Here is a 22,636-nt window from a genome sequence, read left to right as displayed (position 1 = left end):
TTTTTGCGTCGGATAAAACTGATTTTCTTCTTCAGGTCGGATCTGTCTTATCCTGCAATTCCATGTTCTGCCTTGATTTTTTATACCGTTCAAGCCAGATCGGGAACACATCAATAGGCATCGGGCGGGCAAAATAATAGCCCTGTAAGGAGTCAACCCTGCGCTCACGCAGATAATCCACCTGCTCACGGGTTTCCACACCTTCGGCAATCAGCTTCAAATTGAGGCGCTGCGCCAGCGTGATGATGGTATCCGTGACGGTTGCGTTAATCGCATCCGTGCCAATTGAAGCCGTAAAAGCCTGATCGATTTTCAGCACATCGGGATTAAGGGTTTTTAAATAGCTCAGTGAACTGTGGCCTGTCCCGAAATCATCAATGGCCAGCAGAATTCCCATTTCTTTTAATTGTGAAATTTCGGCAGCACGTAATTCCTGTAACCGTGTCCGCTCCGTCAGTTCCAGCATGAGAGAAACTGATGGCTGCGCCGGAAGCCACAGCTTTCGGATGTCATCAACAATTTCCATATTCGTGAAGTGCTGTGCTGCAACATTGATACTGACGTAAAAACCCGGCGTTGCAGGAAAGACTGACAAATTTTCAGCGACTGTCTTAATAAGATAGCGTGTCAGTGCAATGATTAAGCCGTGCTGTTCAGCCAGAGGGATAAATACGTCAGGCGATACCCATTCCTGACGGCGGTTCTTCCAGCGCATCAGCGTTTCCACCCCGATACAGCGGCCGTCCGTGCTGTTGATAATGGGCTGGCAATAGACTTTAAACTCGCGCTTGGAAATGCCGTGGCTGATCGGATAAGCCAGGCTGATGCGGCTGCCTGAGAACAGATAAACGGCTGTTGCTGTCAGCAGGCTTATCAGAACTGACAGCGGCAGATGTGAAAAGAGTTCCTTCCATGCCAGGGTGCTGGCTTGATCTCCATAAATAGAGACCGAAAAATCATATTTTCCCGAGCGGACACTCAGCAGAGGCGGTTGCGGCAAGGCGCTGGAACTGGCGATGGCCTTTTTGCCGTATTCGAGATTTCGCTGCCCGACGTTGAGGACTATGTGGCTGGCATAAGGCGGTTGGGGTTCCAGCAGGAAATTCGACAAGATGCCGATGTTATAGATAAACAGTTCGCCGTTAAGATTATCCGGTGCCGCCGGATGCCATAAAACCAGCGTCGGTGTATCGACACGGCTCCATTTCGACGCGCGTAACTCAAGCTGGGTTTTGCCTTGTGCGAACGCAGGCAGGGTGTCGTTAAAATTCAGATCCAGCGAACCTACCAGGCTTGAACAAGTAATAATGCCGTTGCTGACGAGACTGATTGAACGCAATGTTTGCATCCGTGCAACGGTTTGTTGCAACAAGGGCTGCAGCACGTTACAGCTGAGCGTGGTATCGAAAGGCATTACTTTGCCGGCCGGAGATGCGGGCTCAAGCAATTTTTCCAGTTTTTCAACGGTGTGAAACGCTACCCGCTGCTGATCTTTGGCGATAACCTGAGCTTGTTCGTAGATACGAATGCCCAGCGTGAGAAGCAGCGTACATATTCCCATCGCACTGGCGAGCGCAATGCGATAGTAACGATATTTCGCAAGTCCGGTCTGGGAGAACAGCATCGTTCTAATCCTTTTATCCCGTGTTAAATGCAGGCTCAAAATTATTATTTTTAAAGGGTTACCGATGCGTAACAGCCATTTCGTTTTTATAGAGAGTCGCTGTAAATCGTCTGCCGCCCGGCCTGAGTTGCAGCAAACTCCGTATATTTCTCTGTTCAAATCAAAAAAATAGTGCAGGTGACAGTGTCACTTGGGTTTTTCCTGGCCATTTCCGACATTTAGCAGATGTAATAAGAAGAGGTTCGGACTGGGAAAAACAGGCGGAAATCAGCATGCCGTACCTGCAGGGTATAATGCAAGTCTCACTACCCTTTTTTATTGATAATACAACGGGTTGTTGTTAGCGAAGGTTTTATTGCTGCTGGCTACCCGCCAGGGGGTATTTCCTGTGGTATGCAGGTCGAAAATTATACAACCTGAACATACCGCAGGAAAATCTCATTTTTGACCGAATCAGTCGCACTGAACCTTAATCGCCAGACCCCCGCGTGAGGTTTCCCGGTATTTGGAATTCATATCCTTACCGGTTTCATACATCGTCTCAATGACTTTATCCAGTGAAACTCTCGGCTCACTGGTACGGCGTAACGCCATTCTGGCAGCGTTAATGGCTTTTACTGACGCGATAGCATTGCGTTCTATGCAGGGCACCTGAACCTGTCCGGCAACCGGGTCACAGGTTAATCCCAGATTATGTTCCATACCAATTTCGGCCGCGACACACACCTGTTCCGGGCTGCCGCCCAACAATTCCGTCAGGCCTGCCGCCGCCATTGAACAGGCTACCCCGACTTCACCCTGACAGCCGACTTCTGCGCCTGAAATCGATGCGTTCATTTTATACAAGATACCGATAGCGCCGGAAGTCAGGAAATAGCGCAGATAAATGTCCGGACTGACCGACTGAATGAACTGGTCATAATACGCCAGCACCGCAGGCACAATGCCGCATGCGCCATTGGTTGGTGCCGTCACGACACGTCCGCCTGCCGCGTTTTCTTCGTTAACCGCGAGGGCAAACATATTCACCCAGTCGATCACGTTCATCGGATCACTGGAGAGTTTATCGTTAGACACCAGCATCCGGCGCAGGGCAGAAGCCCGACGCGGTACCCGCAGCGGGCCGGGCAGAACGCCTTCGGTGTTCAGGCCGCGATCAATACAGGCCTGCATGGTGTGCCAGATTTTCTCAAAATACTGCTCGATGTCCTGCTTACTGTGCTGCGCCAGCTCATTCTTCATCATCAGACCGGATAATGACAATCCGGTTTCTTTACATTTTGCCAGCATTTCACTGGCCGAATTAAAGCTGTAGGGCACGGTCACTTCATCCAGCACCGGCTGACCGAAATGCTCGTCATCCACGATAAAGCCGCCGCCGACTGAGTAATAGGTCTTGCTGTAAATCATTTTGTCGCCAGCAAAAGCGTGAATCTGCATGGCGTTTTCATGGCGTGGCAAATTCTCCCCGCGGAACACCATACCGGTATCGCGTGGGAAATCGACTTCATGGTGGGTTCCGCCCAGCGGCAGGCGCTCTCGTTGCTCAACGTCGCGGATAAAATGGGGAATGCCGTCGATGTCGACGGTATCTGGCTGGTTACCCGCCAGACCTAAAATAATGGCGATATCAGTGTGGTGGCCTTTACCGGTGAGTGACAAAGAACCAAAAACGTCCACGGCGACACGCGTAACGGCAGGCATCATGCCCTTTTCCAGCAGATCATCAGCGAACTGTTTCCCTGCTTTCATCGGGCCCAAAGTGTGGGAACTGGAAGGGCCAATCCCGACCTTGAACATGTCGAAAACGCTAATCACGTCGAATACTCCTGTAATAGATTGCGGCAGGGAACGGGATCCCTGGCTTCCATAAATGAAAAAACATCAGAGACTGTCTTTATGGACGGGTCTCTTATTCCTATGGATAGACTTATAGTTTAAAAGGGCTGAGAGGCAAAAGTTTCATTTTTCGCATGAAATAAACTTATTTGATGCAAAAGTGTGATCGAAATGTAATCAGCGGGCTCAGGCTTCAACCTGCCGGGCCAACTGACGAATGATTCCCGCCGTCAGTCCCCAGACAAATTGCTGCTGATACCAGGATAGATACACCCGGTGATGAATGCCTCGGCGGTGAATATCCAGAGGGTAATAACGTGTCAGATCAAACGCTTCCCGCAACGGCATTTCAAACAATTCGGCAACTTCATCTTCAGCCGGATGTAGCGGAACATCCACAGGCAGCAGTCCGATAACCGGTGTGACCTGGAAACCGCTGCTGCTGTCCTGCGGTGATAATGTTCCTAATACATAAACCTGTTCAGGCGGGATCGCGACCTCTTCATGTGCTTCACGTAATGCGGTCGCAATAATGGATGCATCGGTCGCATCTGCTGCACCCCCCGGAAACGCTACCTGACCGGGGTGTTTACGCAACTGATCGGCGCGGCGTGTCAGTAAAAGGGTGGGTTCCGGACGGCAGATAATCGGTATCAACACAGCAGCATGGCGGGTTCCGCGCAAGGCTGCAGCGGGCCTGCGCGGCGGCTGCAACTGAAAACGCAGAATGAAATCTTCCACAGCAGGTGAAAACGTCGGTAAGGGCGTGTGTTGTGCCTGCAGCGTCACGGCTGTATGTCTCCTAATTCGGGCAGAATACGGGCGATTTTATCAAAAGTTTCCTGATATTCCGCCTGTTCCTGACTGTCTGCGACGATCCCGCCGCCCGCCCAGCAGTAAATTTTACCCTGCGCGGTGAGCAGCGTGCGGATGGTAATGTTGCTGTCCATCGTGCCGCAGCAGCTCAGATACGCAATGCTGCCGCAATAGCCGTTGCGCCGTTGTGGTTCAAGTTCCTCAATGATTTCCATGGCGCGTACTTTGGGTGCACCGGTAATCGAGCCGCCGGGGAAACAGGCACGCAGCAAGGCGCTGGCGTGACAGGTTTCCGGCAAACGTGCGGTGACAGTGCTGACCAGATGGTGTACGGCGGGGAAGGGCTCGACTACGAACAGTTCCGGGACCCTTACACTGCCGGGTATCGCCACGCGACCAATATCATTACGCAGCAAATCGACAATCATCAGGTTTTCGGCGCGATCCTTTTCCGATGCGGCCAGCCGTTCTGCCTGCCGTGCATCCTCAGTCGGATCTGCGCAGCGGGGCATAGTACCTTTAATTGGCCGGGTCTGGATCTGCCCGTCTTTAAGCCAGATAAAACGCTCAGGTGAAAGGCAAAGAACGGCATTTTCCGCGAGACGCAGAAATGCGGAGAAAGGGGCACGGTTAGCCTGACTGAGGCGCAGGAAAGCCTGCCATTCGTCGCCACTGTATTCTGTTGAAAACCGTTGCGCCAGGTTAATCTGGTAGCAATCACCGCTGTGAATATATTCCTGAATCTTACGGAATTTTTCACCGTATTCCTCACGGCACATATTCGCCCGCCATGGCGCATGTAAACGGAAAAATGCCCGGGGAGCAGCGGGGCGCTGATACTCTGTCAGCCAACCTAAACGTTCAGAAATGTCACCGTGACAAATCAGCGTCAGACGCTGTAAATGGTGATCAGCAATCAGGGCCCAGTTATAAATCCCCACCGCCATATCCGGCAGGTTAATATCCCGCGCAGCCGTTTCCGGCAGTGTTTCTATACGACGTCCCAGATCATAACCAAACAGGCCCAGTGCACCGCCCAGAAAAGGAAAATCTGCGGTACGTTCTGCCTGTAAACCGGCTACCGTCAGTTGCTCTTCCAGTAATGCAAACGGATCTTCTTCCCGCGTTTCGGTCATGCCGTTGTGCTCAATGTGTGTTATCGCGCCACGTGTGGTGAGCGTGATCAGCGGATCGGCGACCAGAATATCGAAACGATTATGCTGATGCTGTGCCGAACCGGAATGCAGCAACATGGCCCATGGCAAAACTGAAAGCGGCGCAAACCCTTCGGTTAATGCGTCGGGCTGATAGGGTAGTGAATGGAAAACAACGGGCTGAGCGGATTGCATGACGGATACGGGTTTCTCTGGCGCAATGACGTATTTTCTCGGATCCTAACACAGATCGGCCTGCCTGAAAGCAGCGCAGGCGATTTGCGTTAATAAGGCGTATACTGTGCAACCCCGCACTGCGCGGGCTTTCATTATCACCCGTACAACAGGACACTCCCATGCTGACAGGTATGCCTTCATTATCACATCATGAACAAGAACAGGCCGCCGATCGTATCCGCCAGTTAATGGAAACCGGTATGAGCAGCGGCGAAGCCATTGCGACCGTAGCAGAAGAAATTCGCGAAACGCATAAAGGCGACCGTGTGACCGTCATTTTTGATGACGAAGACGAATAAGTACTGAGCCGGGGGAGCTTCTTTCCCGCAAAGAAAAACCGGACCCTTTTCAGGCGTCCGGTTTTTTTTCATCTCAGCGTCGGAAATGGCTTAGCCTTTAACGACTACCGCAGCCGCAGCCTGTTTGGCCTGTTCCACGGCGTCCTCAACGTTGTCCGCAATTGCCAGCGCCACACCCAGACGACGCTTGCCGCTGATTTCCGGCTTACCGAACAGACGGATCTGGTTGTAACCGGTCAGCGCATTTTCCAGGCCGGTAAACGTCACGTTGCTGCTGGTCAGTTCCGGCAGAATAACGGCAGAAGCGGAAGGGCCGAACTGGCGGATATGGCCCACCGGCAGGCCGAGGAATGCGCGCACATGCAGGGCGAACTCTGACAAATCCTGAGAAATCAGCGTCACCATACCGGTGTCGTGCGGACGGGGGGATACTTCGCTGAAGATCACATCATCGCCACATACAAACAGTTCAACGCCAAACAGACCTTTACCGCCCAGCGCTTTTACGACTTTCTCGGCGATATCCCTGGCGCGTTGCAATGCCAGATCTGTCATCTGCTGCGGCTGCCAGGATTCGCGGTAATCGCCGTCTTCCTGACGGTGTCCGATAGGGGCACAGAAATGAATGCCGTCCACGGCGCTAATAGTCAGCAGGGTGATTTCAAAATCAAATTTTACCAGACCTTCAACAATGACACGTCCGCCGCCTGCACGGCCGCCTTGCTGGGCGTAATCCCACGCCGGCTGCAACTGATCAGCCCCGCGGATCAGGCTCTGACCTTTGCCTGAAGAACTCATTACCGGCTTGATAATACACGGGTAGCCGATGGCGTCGATCGCCTGACGGAAAGAGGCTTCATCATCAGCAAACTGATAAGTGGAGGTGGGCAGATTCAGCGTTTCGGCTGCCAGACGACGGATGCCTTCGCGGTTCATGGTCAGGCGGGTTGCTTCAGCACAAGGCACGACGTTGTGGCCCCGTTTTTCCAGCTCGACCAGCATGCTGGTGGCAATCGCTTCGATTTCCGGCACGATAAAATCAGGGCGTTCGCTTTCGATAACCTGTTTCAGTGCATCGCCGTCCAGCATGTTAATTACATGGCTGCGATGGGCAACCTGCATCGCAGGTGCATCGGCGTAGCGATCAACCGCAATCACTTCCAGACCAAGACGCTGGCATTCAATTGCCACTTCTTTGCCCAGTTCGCCAGAGCCTAATAACATGACGCGGGTGGCGCCGGTGCGCAGTGCAGTACCAATGGTTAACATAGCTTCGTACCCAGATCTGTGTGAGGGAAAATAAGAATTTCGGTGCAAAGTATATCTGAAATTATTGCCAGCGAAAACGATTGCGCGGTGCCATTGATTGATTCAGGCGTGGAATAAAAGCGGAATTTACAGGATTTTTTTAGCCATTTTCTGTCGGTTAAGGCAGCCGGCGGGCGTCTCTGTTATCATTTAGCCAAACCATGGCGCCAGGTTTCCTGCCGCTGCCCCGATTTTTGCCTCACATAAAGAGTTATCGCCTTGAGCACGCATTCCTTTTCTGCCCTGACATTGCCCGCTGAGCAACTTTCTAACCTGAATGAACTGGGTTACACCGAAATGACCCCGATTCAGGAAGCATCATTGCCCGCCATCCTGCAGGGGCAGGATGTCCGCGCCAAAGCCAAAACCGGCAGCGGTAAAACAGCCGCTTTCGGTATCGGTTTACTGAACAGCATTATTGTTTCGCAGTTTGTTGCTCAGGCGCTGGTGCTGTGTCCGACACGTGAACTGGCCGATCAGGTCAGCAAAGAATTACGCCGTCTGGCGCGTTTTACCCAAAACATCAAAATCCTCACTCTGTGCGGCGGTCAGGCTATCGGGCCACAGCTTGAATCGCTGGTCCATCCGCCACACATTGTGGTGGGTACGCCGGGCCGTATTCAGGAGCACCTGCGTAAAGGCACGCTGAAACTGGACGAACTGAAAGTGCTGGTGCTGGATGAAGCGGACCGTATGCTGGATATGGGTTTTAGCGAAGATATTGAAGATGTGGTCAGTTATACACCGCAGGATCGTCAGACGTTGCTGTTTTCAGCTACCTATCCCGACGGTATTGAGCGTATCAGTTCTAAATTCCAGCGTCAGCCGTTGAAAGTAGAAATCGAAGGCGAAGATGACATTGCGGATATCCAGCAGATTTTCATCGAAGCCGACAAACATCAGCGTTTATTGCTGCTGGCCGCCGTGCTGTATCAGCATCAGCCTGCTTCCTGCGTAGTGTTCTGTAACACTAAACGCGACTGTCAGGAGGTGTGTGACGCCCTGACAGCGAAAGGCATCAGCGCCCTGGCGCTGAACGGCGACCTTGAGCAGCGCGACCGCGACCGCGTACTGGTGCGGTTCTCCAACGGCAGTTGCCGCGTACTGGTGGCAACAGACGTTGCCGCGCGCGGGCTGGATATCAAACAGTTGGGTCTGGTCATTAATTACGAACTGTCTTTCGACCCGGAAGTTCATGTTCACCGCGTGGGCCGTACCGGCCGTGCAGGCACCCGCGGACTGGCAGTCAGCCTGGTCACGCCGCAGGAGATGCCGCGTGTGACAGCGCTGGAAGATTATACGCGTCAGCGCTTTACCTGGCAGCCAGCCGCTCAGGCCCTGGCCGCGGCCCCGGTGGCGCTTGACCCTGAAATGGCAACGTTATGCATTGACGGTGGCCGTAAAGCCAAAATCCGCCCCGGTGATATTTTGGGCGCGCTGACCGGTGATGCCGGGCTGACCGCCGCTGAAGTGGGAAAAATTGATATGTTCCCGGTTCACGCTTACGTTGCGATTCGTCAGAAGAGCGCGAAGAAGGCGTTGCAACGTTTGCAGGAAGGGAAGATCAAAGGCAAAAACTGCAAAGCCATTATCTTGCGTTAACAGCGTTTCTTTTCGCTTTATGTCGGGCGTCTTATTGTTAATGTTGTGTTATTGCCTTGTTGAGGATTATATTAACTAACGCACATTATGACCATGCGTTATGTAGGGATATTGTCCGGCAGGGTCAACTGAATGAACGACAAAGACTGGGAAGACGAACGATGAAAAAGATAATCTTGGGCGTTGTGGTCGCAGCGGCAGGCATGAGCGGGCTGAGCCAGATTGCGCAGGCCGATGAGCCTGAAGTGAGAACGGCAACCGTAACGCCTTGTTCCACGGCAACCAAAGAGGATGTGGCTGCACTGGTTAAACGTGATTTCCTGCAAAACCGTATCCCGCGCTGGGATGCAGATAAAAAAGCGCTTGGGACGTCCACGCCGGTGGCCTGGGTGGTGACTGACAGCATCAGCGGCAGTAATGCAAAATGGAATGTCCCGTTAACCGTGCGCGGTGATCACACAGATAAAACCTACCAGGTAACCCTTAACTGCCAGATAGGCGAAATCAGCTATAGCGCGCCGTTATAGCCGGTATTAAGGCTCTGATTGCGTCCGTGATTTCTTCGCGGACGCATTATTTCCCCTGCATCGACGTCTCTTGGTTTCCCCGTCTAAACCTGTCACTCTTATCACACCACAAAGAGGACAAAGAGATCCCGAGATGATGACACCTCCAAAGGCTGAAAAACGCCCGCAAATTTTGAGCGTCCACGGCGATGACCGTGTCGATAATTATTACTGGCTGCGTGATGATGACCGCGCCGATCCTCAGGTTCTGGCTTATCTGACGGCCGAAAACGAATTTACCGGGCTGGCCATGCAACCGCATCAGGCATTGCGCGAAACCCTGTACGGCGAAATGGTTGCGCGCATCGCGCAACAGGATCATTCCGTTCCCTACGTCAAACATGGTTACCGCTATCAGACCCGTTATGAGCCGGGCAACGAATACGCCATTTATCTGCGCCAGCCTGCAGCAGAATATGAAAATTGGAGCACGCTGATCGATGGTAATGAGCGGGCCAAAGACAGCGAGTTTTACACGCTGGGCGGTCTCGATATCAGCCCTAATAATCAGCTGATGGCGGTGGCGGAAGATTTTCTTTCCCGCCGCCAGTATGACATCCGCATCAAAAAGCTCGATGATGAAACCTGGACGGAGGATCTGCTGAAAAACACCTCCGGCAGCAGTGAGTGGGCGAACGATTCACAAACGCTGTATTACGTCCGCAAACATAAGAAAACCCTGTTGCCGTATCAGGTTTACCGGCACGTGATCGGCACCGATCCGAAAACTGACAAGCTGGTATATGAAGAAAAAGACGATACGTTTTACGTCGGACTGGATAAAACCACGTCAGAAAAATATATTCTGATCCATCTGGACAGCACCACAACCTCAGAGATACTGCTGCTCGATGCCGATGATCCGCAGGCTAAACCACAGGTATTCCTCTCGCGCCGTAAAGATCATGAATATGCTCTCGATCATTACCTCGGGCATTTTTACATCCGCTCTAATAAAGATGGCAAAAACTTCGGCTTATATAAAAGCGAAGACGGTGTCGAAACCCGCTGGCAAACGCTGATTGCGCCGCGTATCGAAGTGATGCTTGAAGGCTTCAGCTTGTTCCGTGACTGGCTGGTGGTGGAAGAACGCCATCAGGGACTGACGCAGTTGCGTCAGATTCACTGGAAAACAGGGGAAGAAAAATCGCTGGCATTTGACGATCCGACCTATACCACCTGGCTGGCGTATAATCCCGATCCGGACACCGCATTGCTGCGCTATGGTTATTCTTCAATGACTATGCCGAGCTCACTGTTTGAACTCGATCTGGATACGCATGACCGTACGTTGCTCAAGCAGCAGGAAGTGAAAGATTTTGATGCGGCAAATTATCGTAGCGAACGTGTCTGGGTTACGGCCCGTGACGGGGTGAAAGTCCCGGTGTCACTGGTGTATCGCCGTGAACTGTTCAAGCCGAATGAAAACCCGTTACTGGTTTACGGTTACGGATCCTATGGCAGCAGTATGGATCCGGCTTTCAGCGGGAGCCGCCTGAGTTTACTCGACAGAGGATTTGTTTTCGCACTGGCGCACATCCGCGGTGGCGCAGAACTGGGCCAGCAATGGTATGACGATGGCAAGCTGTTCAATAAACTTAACACATTCCATGACTTCATTGATGTGACCAAAGAACTGGTCGCGGAAGGCTACGGTGACGCCGGACAGGTTTACGCCATGGGTGGCAGTGCGGGTGGATTGCTGATGGGGGTGATCGTTAATCAGGCGCCAGAGTTGTATCACGGCATTGTAGCGCAGGTGCCGTTCGTTGACGTGGTGACCACCATGCTTGATGAATCCATTCCCCTGACCACCGGTGAATATGACGAGTGGGGCAACCCGAACGACAAAGCATATTATGATTATATGCTGCAATACAGCCCGTATGATCAGGTTCGCGCACAGGCCTATCCGCATATGCTGGTCACCACCGGCTTGCATGATTCGCAGGTACAATACTGGGAGCCAGCAAAATGGGTAGCAAAATTACGCGAGCTCAAAACCGACGATAACCTGTTGTTAATGCATACCGATATGGATTCCGGCCACGGCGGGAAATCCGGACGATTCAAAGCTTACGAAGATATCGCGCTGGAATATGCTTTTGTGCTCGCCCTGGCAGACAACGCCTCTGTGGGCTGAAGTATGAAGGGGAAATAAAAAAACCCGCTCTCGGCGGGTTTATTCTACGAAGTCCATTGTTAAGCAGAAGCTTTCTTGGCTTTTTTCTCAGCCTTTTTTTCGGCCGGGGTCTTCAGTGGCTTTTTCTTCGCATTTTTTTTGCTATCCATTCCTTTACTCATATTCGCCTCTCTTAAAGCTGGTGGATTGGGTTGCTCTGCTATTTACTGCTTAAACCGCTCCGGTTGCAAGCGTCTTTGTGAATTTTCTTCGCTCCTGCCTGGCTGCTTTATCGATGTTACGGCCGGGGCGGTAAGTGAAACTGCACGATAAGTATGCGAACGGCATGCAAAATAACGATTTTTGCTCATAACATCTTGTCGTGGGCTAGCCGATGCGCTGTTATGAAGATGAATGCACATCAATCAATACACTGGCCAAATAGAACAGGAAATGTCATGCCAAAATTAAAAGGGTTGTATCCGCCCAGGGAAGCTTATGCCAGTGGCATGCTTGATACGGGGGATGGTCACCAAATTTACTGGGAGCGCAGCGGAAACCCGAAAGGCAAGCCAGCAGTATTTCTCCACGGCGGGCCCGGTGGCGGCTGTTCATCGGTACACCGTCAATTGTTTGATCCCAATGATTACGACGTCATGCTGTTTGACCAGCGTGGATGCGGACGCTCAAAACCGCACGCCAGTCTGGAAAACAATACAACCTGGCATCTGGTCGAAGATATTGAGCGTTTGCGTAAAATGGCCGGCGTTGACCAATGGCTGGTGTTTGGGGGTTCATGGGGTTCAACGCTGGCGCTGGCGTATGCTCAGACGCATCCTGAACATGTCAGTGAGATGGTATTGCGCGGGATTTTCACGTTACGTAAGCAGGAGCTGTCCTGGTATTATCAGGACGGGGCTTCCCGTTTCTTCCCGGAAAAGTGGCAACGTATTTTGTCGATTCTTTCGCAAGAAGAACGTAAAAACGTGATTGCTTCTTACCGGGCCCGTCTGACATCCGGCGATCGCGCTGTTCAGCTTGAGGCCGCTAAAATCTGGAGCCTGTGGGAAGGGGAAACCGTGACGCTGCTGCCTGCGGAAGGTGCGGCATCCTTTGGTGAGGACAATTTCGCGCTGGCGTTTGCCCGTATTGAAAACCACTATTTTACGCATCTGGGTTTTCTGGAAAGTGATGACCAGTTGTTGAAAAATGTCGAACGTATTCGCCACATTCCGGCCGTCATTGTGCATGGTCGCTATGATATGGCATGCCAGGTGCAAAATGCGTGGGATCTGGCGCAGGTATGGCCGGAAGCGGAGTTGCACATCATTGAGGGGGCTGGTCATTCGTTCGACGAGCCCGGCATTCTCGATCAACTGATCCGTACCAACCAGCGTTTCGCCGCGCGGCGCTAACCTTCCCCTGCGACTCCCGTTTACTTTTGCTTTGGCTCATAAGGTAAGCGGGAGAACTTATGTGATTCCCCGCGATAAAACATCACCCGTTCCCGAAAATAGGTGCGCAGATGCGCAGGCTGCTCGCGTTCCGCCATCTCAGCGACAACCGGCATGTTGTAGCGTTCTTTAAAGGCCACCGCGGAGGCCGCAAGATCGACGTTGATACGATCCATTTCTTCTTTGCTGATTTCAGCCAGATTGATGCTCATAACTGCTTCCTGATGATCGATTTTGCCACATTGTACCCGAGGCTGGGGTCAGCGTGAATATTGCGATTTTGCTTTTATTTCCGCGCAGCTAACAAAGAATGCGGATAATTCTAATGAGTGAATAAGAACCATTCACAAAAGGTAAATGATAAATATCTACAATAAGGCGGGGTAATTAATATCGCAAATAAGAATGATTCCTTTTTAATACGCTTGTGTATGTTAATGATTATCATTTTTGGATATTTTATTTTTTAAAAATACTCATTAAATCAGTGGATTAAATTAAATTGTTATTGCGGTGAATATTAATGTGAATCGGGTGTTTTTATTTTGTATTGATACGGGCATAATGCAGATAAATAAATCCCCCACCTGCTTTAATTTAATTTATGGAGCCGTGCCGTGCTTAAAAAAGAAATGATTGATCAGCTTAATGAACAGCTGAACCTCGAGTTTTATTCTGCCAATTTATATTTGCAGATGAGTGCATGGTGCAGCGACAAAGGTTACGAAGGTGCCGCTGCTTTCCTGAAACAGCATTCAATGGAAGAAATGGACCATATGCATCGCCTGTTCAAATACGTCAGCGATACCGGTGCTCTGCCTTTGCTGGGGGCGATTGCCGCTCCGCCGGTTGCCTTTGAATCCCTGACCGATCTGTTCAAGCAAACTTACGAACATGAGCAGCTGATCACGCAGAAAATCAATGAACTGGCTGATCTGTCCATGACTCTGAAAGATTATTCTTCCTTCAACTTCCTGCAATGGTACGTTGCTGAGCAGCATGAAGAAGAGACGCTGTTCAAATCTGTCCTTGATAAACTGGCACTGGTCAGCAATACCGGTAACGGTTTGTTCTTCGTTGATAAAGATCTCAAAAATATGGTGGCACAAACCCCGGCAGGCTAATTTCCGATCAGGGGTGTCCACAAAAACGCAGAGTGCTTCCGCCTCTGCGTTTTTTTATGTCTTTTTGGCAAACGTTTTACGGCAGTTTGCGCTAAAGTGACGGCGTTATAAATTCATCGTTAAGCAAGCCAAGGAATCATCGTGTTCAAAAAAACCACTTCTCTTTGCCGTGTCCTGACAGTCTCAGCCGTTATGCTGAGCGGATTTATCTCACAGCAAGCTTCTGCTCATGCTCATCTGAAAACGGAAACCCCTGCGGCAGATTCGGTTTTAACCGTCAGCCCGACTGAACTGTCTCTCGGATTCAGTGAAGGCATCGAGCCTGATTTCAGCAAGATCACCCTGACGGATGCCAGCCAGAAAGCGGTTAAAACCGGTAAAATGGCGCTGGCAGCGAATGATAATACTCAGGCCGTTCTGCCACTCTCCGATGCGTTGCATGCGGGAAAATATATTGTTTCGTGGAACGTTGTCTCCGTCGATGGTCATAAAACGCACGGTCAGTACAGCTTCACTGTTAAATAAGCGATGAGTCTGACTGTACTTTTCGTTCTGTGTCGGTTTGCGCATTTTGCTTCGCTGATGCAAATCTTTGGGTTGAGTGTTTTTTGTTCGCTGCTGACACCTGCCGGTTTCTCAGCTGTGTTGCTGCGCAAAAACCAGACCCTGATGATCTGCTCTGCTTTTGTCGCGGCTGTGACTTCGGTCGGTATGCTGGCGATTCAGGCTGCGCTGATGGGCAACGGATGGGGCGATGCGCTGAACCTGAATGTCTGGTTGCTGGTGTTAACAACGGCATTTGGTGAAGTCTGGCGCTGGCATTTATTACTGATGGCCGCGCTGTTGCTGGTGCTTCTGATGGACTGGCTGCCTGTGCGGAATATGCTGGTTTTCCTATGCTCATTCGGTTTACTGATGAGCCAGGCATTGGTCGGCCATGCCGCGATGCATGAAGGTATACTCGGGGTTATCCAGCGAAGCAATCATGTGGTGCATCTGCTCAGCGCGGCTTACTGGTTCGGGTGTTTACTGCCGTTACTGACTTGCATGTGGTATACCCGACAGCCTGCGGCAAGGCCGTATGCGCTTGCCACACTTATCCGTTTTTCGCTCTGGGGACAGGCTGCCGTCGCGCTGGTTATCCTTACCGGCATCATCAATACGACCATTATTTTACAGCGCTGGCCGACTGATATGACATCACTTTACCAGCGCCTTCTGGTGGTCAAAGTGTTGATGGTCGGGATGATGGTGGCCGTGGCTGTGTTTAACCGTTACCGGCTGGTGCCATTAATGAGTAAAGATCCCGACAGGGCACAACATTATTTTGTCATGATGACCTGGCTCGAATGGGGGCTGGCGCTGGGTGTTTTACTGCTGGTGAGTGTGTTTGCCACACTGGCACCGCGCTGAACGGGTTATCTGACAGGTATCAGGAATTAAATATCATCGAGGAAAAATCATGAGGAAAACACTGCTAGCCTGCGTGCTGCTGACCTTATCTGCCAGCAGTTTCGCGGCACCCCAGTTGGAAACGATCAGCCGTCTGCAATACGGTAAAACCTGGGCTTTTACCCGTGAAGAAGTGATGCTGCAATGCCGCCCCGGTAATGCGCTGTATGTGATTAACGACAGTACGCTGGCGCAATATCCTCTGAATGATGTGGCGAAAGAGCAGGTCAAAAACCATCAGGTCCAGGCCGTGCCGTTGGAGAAAATCTGGCTTGATGACCCGCAGAATCCGGGACAGAAAATGAGTCTGGCTCCCTTTATTGCCAAAGCCAGATCACTTTGCTGAATGGCCGTGCCGACGATAAATGACTGATGTAACTTCCATGTTTTGCGTATGTTGTCACACAATGAAAATAATACATCATTGTTATTATCACTATGTTTCAAACTGGGTGGAAAATAGCCATCTGTCGTCTACGCTTTAAGTTGTACGGCTTAACCGCCTGCATTAATGCCAACTTTTAGCGCACGGCTCTCTCCCAAGAGCCATTTCCCTAGACCGAATATAGGAATCGTATTCGGTCTTTTTTTTGAACATTTCTTAAATCAATAACTTATCGTTAAAACAATCACTTAAACCACTTCTTGTTACCTTCAATGCTACTCATTTGGACTTTCTGCCGCCATTTTGTCGCCACCCATTTGAGCCAGCGGATTCAGGTGAATAGCGTCTTCCAGGTGATCCGGAGCGAAGTGCGCATAGCGCATCGTGACGCGGATATCTGAGTGCCCGAGGATGCGTTGCAACACGATAATATTGCCGCCGGCCATCATGAAATGACTGGCGAACGTATGCCGCAGAACGTGCGTCATCTGTCCTTCTGGCAGCTCAATACCGGCCAGCCTGATCACCCGATAGAACTGTTTATAGCAGGGCGAGAAGGACACACCTTTACGGGCGATCAGTTCGTCATACAAAGGGCGGGAGAGGGGAACGGTACGGTTCTTTTTACCTTTGGTATTGATGAAGGTGAGTTTGTAGGGCGAAATCTGCGAGCTTTTGATTTTGACAGCCTCATTCCAGCGTGCGCCGGTCGAAAGGCAGACTTTAACAATAAGCGTTAATTCGTCATTTCCATGCTGTTCGCAGGCGGCCATGAGCAGCAGGATTTGTTCCTGAGTCAGCCATGCCATTTCACGTTCCGGCTGATCAAACTCGCGGATATTCTCGAGAGGGTAAGGCAGCGACCATTCCCCCAGTCGTTTCAGTTCATTGAACACCGCCCGCAGAAAAGCATGCTCACAGTTCACCGTGCCGGTTAAGCGGGATACTTACAGTGGCGACTCTCTTCCTTCGATTGGAAAAAATCAGGCATTTATTACAAACGATCAAAATGTAGCAACAGGCACCCCAATTTCGCAACACGGAAAGCTTGTGTTAAACGCAAATTATCCGGCAAATGGAGTTTTCTTCATTGACAGTTTTTCAGAGGGTGCGTTTTTAAGTTCAGACCTAATAATGACGCGCGGCATGGGGTTTGCTGATTCAACACTTGTGTCTTGGGACATTTCTACTTCAACTATTGATCAATTCAACGGCGGCATGGAGATGTATTGTCAGCCTGATCCTGCAGAAGCTACTGAAGAGAAGCAGTACCCTTTCGAAGAAGTTGGGATTCTTATCTGCAGGCCTTTCAACGAAAATGGTTTAATTCAAAATTACATTACCGCCTTTGGCAAAACGGCCTACAGATGCATTCCTGATCGAAGCGTTTCAGAGCCATCCTCATGGTTCAAATTGGGTGCTCCGACCGGTCCAACGACTGTGTCAGTGGGAAACACGCTCGATTGTTTAACTGCCGCGCCCGGAACGTATATTTTCGAGTCGGACTCCGGGATTACATCAGCGCCGGCGGGCTTTGTGTCGATTCATAGCACGTCGCTAACTGTTTTAAAGCAGGGGGTATCAGCAACTATAACCATGCATGCATCCCGTGCCGATGGAGACGCCTACGCTGGGATGTGGCTATTGACGAAGAATGGCGAATCCTACGAGTGGTCGGGTATCGGAGTAGCTGAGCGTTTAGCAGCATCTGAGGCATATACCGTCACTCTGATTTAAGCCTTTTACCCATACATTCCGTGTATTTGATTTCATTGCCTACTGAAGAAACTGAGGTTATTCTAAAACCCTTCTAATCAAAAGGATATTGAGAGTGGATACTACTGAAGAGTTGGGCGGGACTTACTTCTACCATGGGAATGCTAACGTATCTAAAGAAGAACTATTTTGGTTAATATTCGCTGAGAGTTTGGCGGACCACCTTGGTGTTTCAGTAGAAACAGCGGCGACGATTCTTGCTGGGCAACCAATACTTAAGAAACGAGTTGTGCTGGGATCAAAGGTTTCTCGCACGAGTATTGCGTCAAAATTAGCTCGCAGAATATTTAAAAACGCACACTTTCCATATGGGATCCAATTTTCAACTATTGTGAAGGGGCGTACTCGCGTTACAAGCAAAATAGGGGCAGTAGTGGGTAGAGCGGTGCCTTTTATTGGCTACGCGCAGGCGATAATTATCGTAAGCCTAGTCGCGAAAGATACCAGGGAAAAATACAACCTGATATCAAGGCCCGAGCATCGTATAGCATGGGCATATTTCTAATGCTAAAACCGGATGAGCAAGAGCTCTTAGATTACGTCACCAATACATATGGCCAATGTGATAAGCCGGCACAAAAGGATTGGACATTTGAGGAGCACTTCAATTTCTTTCAGGAAGAGCTGGAAGAAATGTTGTTTGATTTGTTCACGCGATACGGCATTGAGCATAGCAATTTCAACATAGATGACTATTTCATGCCGGAGTTTTATTGGTGGCAGTTTAAGCTCAAAAAGGAATGGCAAGACCGTCAATTTAAAACGCTGACGCTGGGTATGATTATCGAATCAGCAAAAGCAGGTCGCTGGCTATATGACTAAGGGGCCTCAGCCCCTTTTCTTATGCAGTCTGGCGGTCATCCCATGAATCAGCATAGATGATATTGCCATCGTTGTGCTTCCACGTAATCTTCTCGTAGCGCAGCTCTACTGTTTCCATATGGTTTTCATTAGGATCGGTTGAATGACCCATTACTGGGGAAATAGAGACAATCCGTACACCTTCTAACAGCATGTTGAAATACTCAACTTCCTGACCTGCATCATTGATCCGATACCATTTGATTTCAGCCGAAGCAAGGCATTGACCCGTTGCCACTGCTTTGTAGATGTATGGACTTGAACAGTCAAAATCTTTTATCAGCATCATAGGGGAATGAATACGTGTACCCGTAATTTTCCCTGTACGGTCATCGGTTGGCGTCATCAGGTTGTGATGAAAGCCCTTAACCTCAATGCTGTATTCCCGCCCGATAACATCCACACCGCCTTTAATCAGTGCGCCGCCGTCGTCTTTAAGCCATAAATAAGCTGGTATAGCCATTTTCAAAAATTCCATTTTAAAAAGTGAGGCAATACGTTATGCCCGTATGGTTTGGCAAACAATAAGATGTGTTGGGGAAAAAGGATTTTCAGAGGTTTAGTATTGATGACTGAGGGTCACAACTTGAAAGGAAGATCTCTAAAATTCCCCGAATCTATTTCGAAAAGGGCGCTAACGGATTGATATTTAATGAAGGTATAAACAAGTGACAAGAGGTTATTTTTGAAGGTTTTTGATTGTAAGATATTAATTAATAGATGAATTATTCGATTACTTGCACTATAGGAATCGTATTCGGTCTTTTTATGTCATTGATTTAAAAGATAAATTTTCAGTAAAAACGAAAATACACGAAAATTACACGAAATCCTGTATTCGGTCTTTGACAACATCGCGTACTCTTTCCCTCTCGCATCAAGGTATTTGTCCGTCATTTTCTCCGATTTATGCCCCAGTAAATTCCTCGCAAACTCTTTTCCTTTCTCCTTCTCGTACAACCGACCCGCCAGACTCCGGATCTCATGAAATGTCGGGGGGCTGAGCATGCATACCGTCGGCCATCTGAAGTGGTGATGGAAACAGGTTTTTCCGGGGGCGGATCGGTATTGGATTTTGCTGACACATCCGGGCTTGGCTTAACGCTGGGGAAAAGCCCGAAAGAAATATATGAGGCTCTGCTCGCGCTGCAGCGTTCCCGGAAACCCTTTGATGTGGTGACGGGCAAACGAATGTACACCAACATGTTGATCCGAGTTCTGGATGTCACCACTGATAAAACGAGTGAAAACGTTCTGATGGCAACCCTCACCCTCAGGGAAGTGATTACCACGCAAACGCAGGTGATCACCGGCGCTGCCAAGGAAAATATGACTCAGGGGGTGAATACCAGCGCGACGCAGAATACCGGTGTTAAAACGCCAAAGGCTGTAAACCAGTCCATTCTCAGCAGTCTTTTCGGGGGCTAAATGGTCGTTACAGAAATCCCGCTGACAGCAGATAACCAGACTTTCAGCATTACGTTAAACGGCAACTCTTTGACGATGAGAATTGTCTGGCGCGACACGATGGGCTGGATCCTCGACCTGAAAGACAGCAGTGACACGGACCTTATAGCCGGTATCCCGCTGGTTACAGGTGTTGACCTGCTGGCGCAGTATGCTTATCTCGGGCTGGGTTTCGGCTTGGCTGTTGCATGCGACGAGCCTGGTGTCGAATACCCCACCCAAACCGGCCTCGGAACAACGAGCCACCTCTATGCGGTTACGGAGTCATAATGTCTAAGAACTGGATGCGCCACTTTGAGATTCAGCTTTTGGATGATTCCGGCAACGGGATCGTGCTTTCTGATTTAAAAGTGACGTTCGATATTGAAAAAATGCCAGCCACCATTTTTAACGGCTTTGTTGGCAATTTCAAAATTTATAACCTGTCGCAGGAAACACAGAACAGGATACAAAATAAAGAATTCGGACGCATTCGCGTTATCGCCGGCTACGATGGCGATATGGACGATGCGGGGAATTATCCTGATCAGAATATCGGGATGATTTTTAACGGCGAGATCCGGTTTACGGTCGCTGGCAAAGATAACATCACCGATACATGGATACTGATTCAGTCTGTTGATAGCTGGAATGGGCACATGTACGCAGGAATGTGAACCACAATTGCCGCGGGCTGGACGTACGACACGCTTTTCAATGAGGCGATGAAGACATATGCGCCATTCGGCGTCACTGTCGGGTCAATCCCTGAGATGCCTAAAACCGTTTTCCCTCGCGGAAAAGTCATTGTTGGCAACACCTCTGATGTAATAAACAGCATTGCGGAACAGTGCAAGGCAAACTGGTGGTACGAAAACAACCAGGTTCATATCGTTCCGGAAAATAAATACCTCGACTCGATAGTAGTTCTCAACGCAAACACCGGTCTCATTGGCATGCCACAGCAGACCATGGGTGCGGGTATTAACGTGAGGTGCCTGATTAACCCAAATATAAAATTGGGTGGTCTTATTCGTCTTGATCAGGCATCGGTATACCGCGCCAGCCTGTCGAATGAGCAGATTGGTACCGCGCCCGGCGTTCTGGGCGAGACAGCCGACAATGGGAACCTTTATGTAAATGGGATACCGGGCGGTTCTCAACTGGCCTCAATCAACATGGATGGTGATTACAAAGTAGGAAGCATAAACTATACTGGCGACACTCGAGGGCAGGCATGGTATATGGATTTGTTATGCTTGGCGCGTGGCGCTCGTGATTTGCAAACCAATACAACCATTAACCGAACTACGTAACCATATGAATGTTAAAAAAGTCATTTTTATACTTATAATTTGTTTATCTTTACCTGGCTGCGGTTTGGTTCAAAGAGCGCAGCTTGAAAAGCAATATAAAGAGCAGCAGAGAAATTCTGTATTTTCAAAGCCCGGAGTTCTGGCATTAAGATATGTCCTGACAGATGATAAAATAGCGGCAAGTGAAGGCGGTGGGTCACTATGTCCGGGTGGTTGCTCACTCGAAAACTTGAAAGACAAAGCAAACCAGACCCCATTAGGCATAACTATATTTTATGTTGCAATTCATGATTACACTGGGGAATCACCGTCATCGTATAAAATAGACGACAAAGCCGTTAGATACTCAACCATTGTAAATATTCTGAATAATTACGAAGTAGTATTTGGCTCTAGTGCGCTAGCGGACCCCAAGCACGTTTCTAAACTGTACAGTGATTTCTTAAAAGAGCGTGAATATTTTGGTCTTAACAATATCAGTGAACAAAATTTCAAATCATCAATTATTGATTTATACAAAATAAGATCTGATGTGGTTGCCAATATTAGAACTATGAGGGAGCAAGCGGAAGCAACGATCAGTGGGATTGAAAAAGAAAAAGTTATTGCGCAGGACAAGGCAAATCCTGAGCTTTCTGTGGTTGGGCTTGGTGATATTTTTTCCAGTAAAAAAGCGCCAACTCTTAGGGCTGCATTTAACAAACTGCTATTTGTAACACGAGCAAAAAATACAGCCAATCCCATGAATGTTTATATACACGTTGGTAAGTCCAACTTAACTTTACATCGAATAAATTTATCCATAAAGGAACAACTATTTGAATGTAAACGTATTTCTGCATATACCGGCTACGATATTGACACTCAGTGTTTTAACCAAGTTGGTAGGGGCTTGAGTGATTTTGCAGATATGGTAAATAACCCCAGCATACCGGACCTGACAAAAGAAGCTGCTCTCGGCGAGGCTTCATATGATAGTTATATCGATTTTTACCATGCAGCAAGACTTGCGGCGATGCATAAAAAGTTATGTGCTCAGCAAGGTAATGATGGGTATGTGACAATGGTTACAGTTGCCGCCCCCTGTTCTGGATTCAAGGGATATGGAAATTAGGTATTTCTTTCCCAATAATAGGAAAAATAGCTTTGGCTATTTCCGGAGGTAACTTAATGCGCGTATCTAATTTAGACATAAACATACGAGGTTCTTATCTTGGTAAGCTTCGGGTAGCAATCAGGCTCATGGCTTGCGCCT

At 49.5% G+C, this 22,636-nt stretch carries 21 protein-coding genes and 4 pseudogenes; 16 read left to right on the top strand and 9 right to left on the bottom strand.

Annotated elements, in window-relative coordinates; genetic code table 11:
• Positions 1 to 31: 31 nt before the first annotated feature.
• The 4 genes from ETV65_RS04885 to pabB form a co-directional block, all read right to left on the bottom strand.
• Positions 32 to 1,624, bottom strand: a complete 1,593-nt coding sequence (locus tag ETV65_RS04885; protein ID WP_129951783.1) for an EAL domain-containing protein — start codon at positions 1,622 to 1,624, stop codon at positions 32 to 34.
• A 453-nt stretch (positions 1,625 to 2,077) separates the two neighbouring features.
• Positions 2,078 to 3,442 (bottom strand): L-serine ammonia-lyase, encoded by a 1,365-nt coding sequence (locus ETV65_RS04880; RefSeq protein WP_129951782.1) that lies wholly within the window; start codon positions 3,440 to 3,442, stop codon positions 2,078 to 2,080.
• A 207-nt stretch (positions 3,443 to 3,649) separates the two neighbouring features.
• Entirely contained in the window at positions 3,650 to 4,252 is a 603-nt protein-coding gene (locus ETV65_RS04875; RefSeq protein ID WP_129951781.1) for a CoA pyrophosphatase, read from the bottom strand.
• Positions 4,249 to 5,628, bottom strand: a complete 1,380-nt coding sequence (gene pabB / locus ETV65_RS04870; RefSeq protein WP_129951780.1) for an aminodeoxychorismate synthase component 1 — start codon at positions 5,626 to 5,628, stop codon at positions 4,249 to 4,251. The genes ETV65_RS04875 and pabB overlap by 4 nt, the downstream gene beginning before the upstream one ends.
• Positions 5,629 to 5,789: 161 nt before the next feature.
• Between pabB and ETV65_RS04865 the strand changes: the two genes are divergently transcribed.
• Entirely contained in the window at positions 5,790 to 5,969 is a 180-nt protein-coding gene (locus ETV65_RS04865) for a YoaH family protein (protein ID WP_129951779.1), read from the top strand.
• A 90-nt stretch (positions 5,970 to 6,059) separates the two neighbouring features.
• Here ETV65_RS04865 and purT read toward each other — a convergent pair whose 3' ends face one another.
• Positions 6,060 to 7,238 (bottom strand): formate-dependent phosphoribosylglycinamide formyltransferase, encoded by a 1,179-nt coding sequence (gene purT, locus ETV65_RS04860; protein WP_129951778.1) that lies wholly within the window; start codon positions 7,236 to 7,238, stop codon positions 6,060 to 6,062.
• Between the two features lie 258 nt (positions 7,239 to 7,496).
• Here purT and dbpA point away from each other — a divergent pair, with 258 nt between their 5' ends.
• The 4 genes from dbpA to pip all read left to right on the top strand — a co-directional run bounded on the left by dbpA (position 7,497) and on the right by pip (position 12,982).
• Positions 7,497 to 8,879 carry an ATP-dependent RNA helicase DbpA gene (gene dbpA / locus ETV65_RS04855; RefSeq protein ID WP_129951777.1) on the top strand — a complete coding sequence of 461 codons (1,383 nt, stop codon included), beginning with the start codon at positions 7,497 to 7,499 and terminating at the stop codon, positions 8,877 to 8,879.
• Between the two features lie 161 nt (positions 8,880 to 9,040).
• Positions 9,041 to 9,406 carry a protein YebF gene (gene yebF / locus ETV65_RS04850; protein ID WP_129951776.1) on the top strand — a complete coding sequence of 122 codons (366 nt, stop codon included), beginning with the start codon at positions 9,041 to 9,043 and terminating at the stop codon, positions 9,404 to 9,406.
• Positions 9,407 to 9,539: 133 nt separating this feature from the next.
• Complete coding sequence (locus tag ETV65_RS04845; protein ID WP_129951775.1) at positions 9,540 to 11,588, top strand: prolyl oligopeptidase family serine peptidase; 2,049 nt, start codon at positions 9,540 to 9,542, stop codon at positions 11,586 to 11,588.
• A 437-nt stretch (positions 11,589 to 12,025) separates the two neighbouring features.
• Positions 12,026 to 12,982, top strand: coding sequence for a prolyl aminopeptidase (pip, locus tag ETV65_RS04840; RefSeq protein ID WP_129951774.1), 957 nt, complete (start codon positions 12,026 to 12,028; stop codon positions 12,980 to 12,982).
• Between the two features lie 20 nt (positions 12,983 to 13,002).
• On the opposite strand, the gene ETV65_RS04835 is transcribed toward pip, so the two are convergent.
• Complete coding sequence (locus tag ETV65_RS04835; protein ID WP_013576177.1) at positions 13,003 to 13,233, bottom strand: DNA polymerase III subunit theta; 231 nt, start codon at positions 13,231 to 13,233, stop codon at positions 13,003 to 13,005.
• 405 nt (positions 13,234 to 13,638) lie between these two features.
• Between ETV65_RS04835 and ftnA the strand changes: the two genes are divergently transcribed.
• From ftnA to ETV65_RS04815, 4 genes are all read left to right on the top strand, one after another.
• Positions 13,639 to 14,145: a non-heme ferritin gene (gene ftnA / locus ETV65_RS04830; protein ID WP_015697874.1), complete on the top strand. Its 507-nt coding sequence runs from the start codon at positions 13,639 to 13,641 to the stop codon at positions 14,143 to 14,145.
• A 138-nt stretch (positions 14,146 to 14,283) separates the two neighbouring features.
• A complete protein-coding gene (gene copC, locus ETV65_RS04825) occupies positions 14,284 to 14,670 on the top strand; it encodes a copper homeostasis periplasmic binding protein CopC (protein WP_205951570.1) in 387 nt (128 codons plus the stop codon).
• Positions 14,671 to 14,673: 3 nt separating this feature from the next.
• Positions 14,674 to 15,558 (top strand): copper homeostasis membrane protein CopD, encoded by an 885-nt coding sequence (copD, locus tag ETV65_RS04820; RefSeq protein ID WP_129951772.1) that lies wholly within the window; start codon positions 14,674 to 14,676, stop codon positions 15,556 to 15,558.
• 49 nt (positions 15,559 to 15,607) lie between these two features.
• Positions 15,608 to 15,943 (top strand): YebY family protein, encoded by a 336-nt coding sequence (locus ETV65_RS04815; protein WP_129951771.1) that lies wholly within the window; start codon positions 15,608 to 15,610, stop codon positions 15,941 to 15,943.
• 314 nt (positions 15,944 to 16,257) lie between these two features.
• On the opposite strand, the pseudogene ETV65_RS04810 reads toward ETV65_RS04815, so the two are convergent.
• Positions 16,258 to 16,911 (bottom strand): annotated as a pseudogene (locus tag ETV65_RS04810) (tyrosine-type recombinase/integrase); the annotation flags it as partial.
• Between the two features lie 121 nt (positions 16,912 to 17,032).
• Between ETV65_RS04810 and ETV65_RS04805 the strand changes: the two are divergent.
• From ETV65_RS04805 to ETV65_RS04795, 3 genes are all read left to right on the top strand, one after another.
• Positions 17,033 to 17,719: a hypothetical protein gene (locus tag ETV65_RS04805; protein ID WP_129951770.1), complete on the top strand. Its 687-nt coding sequence runs from the start codon at positions 17,033 to 17,035 to the stop codon at positions 17,717 to 17,719.
• Between the two features lie 94 nt (positions 17,720 to 17,813).
• Positions 17,814 to 18,263 carry an STM2901 family protein gene (locus tag ETV65_RS04800; RefSeq protein WP_129639516.1) on the top strand — a complete coding sequence of 150 codons (450 nt, stop codon included), beginning with the start codon at positions 17,814 to 17,816 and terminating at the stop codon, positions 18,261 to 18,263.
• Positions 18,263 to 18,580, top strand: a complete 318-nt coding sequence (locus tag ETV65_RS04795; RefSeq protein WP_129951769.1) for a DUF1493 family protein — start codon at positions 18,263 to 18,265, stop codon at positions 18,578 to 18,580. The genes ETV65_RS04800 and ETV65_RS04795 overlap by 1 nt, the downstream gene beginning before the upstream one ends.
• 19 nt (positions 18,581 to 18,599) lie before the next feature.
• On the opposite strand, the gene ETV65_RS04790 is transcribed toward ETV65_RS04795, so the two are convergent.
• Together ETV65_RS04790 and ETV65_RS25125 are read right to left on the bottom strand one after the other, a co-directional pair.
• Positions 18,600 to 19,082 (bottom strand): Hcp family type VI secretion system effector, encoded by a 483-nt coding sequence (locus tag ETV65_RS04790; RefSeq protein ID WP_112289744.1) that lies wholly within the window; start codon positions 19,080 to 19,082, stop codon positions 18,600 to 18,602.
• A gap of 386 nt (positions 19,083 to 19,468) precedes the next feature.
• Positions 19,469 to 19,621, bottom strand: a pseudogene (locus ETV65_RS25125) (tyrosine-type recombinase/integrase); the annotation flags it as partial.
• On the opposite strand from ETV65_RS25125, the pseudogene ETV65_RS04780 reads away from it, so the two are divergent.
• The 4 genes and pseudogenes from ETV65_RS04780 to ETV65_RS04765 all read left to right on the top strand — a co-directional run.
• Positions 19,619 to 20,047: pseudogene (locus ETV65_RS04780) on the top strand (phage baseplate protein); the annotation flags it as partial. The pseudogenes ETV65_RS25125 and ETV65_RS04780 sit on opposite strands and share 3 nt — an antisense overlap.
• The gene (locus ETV65_RS04775; protein ID WP_013578263.1) at positions 20,048 to 20,356 is read left to right on the top strand and encodes a hypothetical protein; all 309 of its coding nucleotides are present in this window, start codon (positions 20,048 to 20,050) and stop codon (positions 20,354 to 20,356) included.
• Positions 20,356 to 21,381 (top strand): annotated as a pseudogene (locus ETV65_RS04770) (hypothetical protein). The gene ETV65_RS04775 and the pseudogene ETV65_RS04770 overlap by 1 nt, the downstream one beginning before the upstream one ends.
• Before the next feature lie 4 nt (positions 21,382 to 21,385).
• Positions 21,386 to 22,495, top strand: a complete 1,110-nt coding sequence (locus ETV65_RS04765; protein ID WP_129951767.1) for a hypothetical protein — start codon at positions 21,386 to 21,388, stop codon at positions 22,493 to 22,495.
• Positions 22,496 to 22,636: the final 141 nt, after the last annotated feature.

The sequence above is a fragment of the Rahnella sp. RFA10(1/100) genome (assembly GCF_004195115.1).
Classification (GTDB): domain Bacteria; phylum Pseudomonadota; class Gammaproteobacteria; order Enterobacterales; family Enterobacteriaceae; genus Rahnella; species Rahnella perminowiae.
This window is presented reverse-complemented; position numbering and strand designations above follow the sequence as displayed.

Excerpts from the sequence above, each read along its gene's own strand:
- ETV65_RS04885 (WP_129951783.1), bottom strand. The coding sequence starts at position 1,624 with ATGCTGTTCTCCCAGACCGGACTTGCGAAATATCGTTACTATCGCATT.
- pabB (WP_129951780.1), bottom strand. The coding sequence starts at position 5,628 with ATGCAATCCGCTCAGCCCGTTGTTTTCCATTCACTACCCTATCAGCCC.
- ETV65_RS04865 (WP_129951779.1), top strand. The coding sequence starts at position 5,790 with ATGCTGACAGGTATGCCTTCATTATCACATCATGAACAAGAACAGGCC.
- purT (WP_129951778.1), bottom strand. The coding sequence starts at position 7,238 with ATGTTAACCATTGGTACTGCACTGCGCACCGGCGCCACCCGCGTCATG.
- yebF (WP_129951776.1), top strand. The coding sequence starts at position 9,041 with ATGAAAAAGATAATCTTGGGCGTTGTGGTCGCAGCGGCAGGCATGAGC.
- ETV65_RS04845 (WP_129951775.1), top strand. The coding sequence starts at position 9,540 with ATGATGACACCTCCAAAGGCTGAAAAACGCCCGCAAATTTTGAGCGTC.
- pip (WP_129951774.1), top strand. The coding sequence starts at position 12,026 with ATGCCAAAATTAAAAGGGTTGTATCCGCCCAGGGAAGCTTATGCCAGT.
- ETV65_RS04835 (WP_013576177.1), bottom strand. The coding sequence starts at position 13,233 with ATGAGCATCAATCTGGCTGAAATCAGCAAAGAAGAAATGGATCGTATC.
- copD (WP_129951772.1), top strand. The coding sequence starts at position 14,674 with ATGAGTCTGACTGTACTTTTCGTTCTGTGTCGGTTTGCGCATTTTGCT.
- ETV65_RS04815 (WP_129951771.1), top strand. The coding sequence starts at position 15,608 with ATGAGGAAAACACTGCTAGCCTGCGTGCTGCTGACCTTATCTGCCAGC.
- ETV65_RS04795 (WP_129951769.1), top strand. The coding sequence starts at position 18,263 with ATGCTAAAACCGGATGAGCAAGAGCTCTTAGATTACGTCACCAATACA.
- ETV65_RS04790 (WP_112289744.1), bottom strand. The coding sequence starts at position 19,082 with ATGGCTATACCAGCTTATTTATGGCTTAAAGACGACGGCGGCGCACTG.
- ETV65_RS04775 (WP_013578263.1), top strand. The coding sequence starts at position 20,048 with ATGGTCGTTACAGAAATCCCGCTGACAGCAGATAACCAGACTTTCAGC.
- ETV65_RS04765 (WP_129951767.1), top strand. The coding sequence starts at position 21,386 with ATGAATGTTAAAAAAGTCATTTTTATACTTATAATTTGTTTATCTTTA.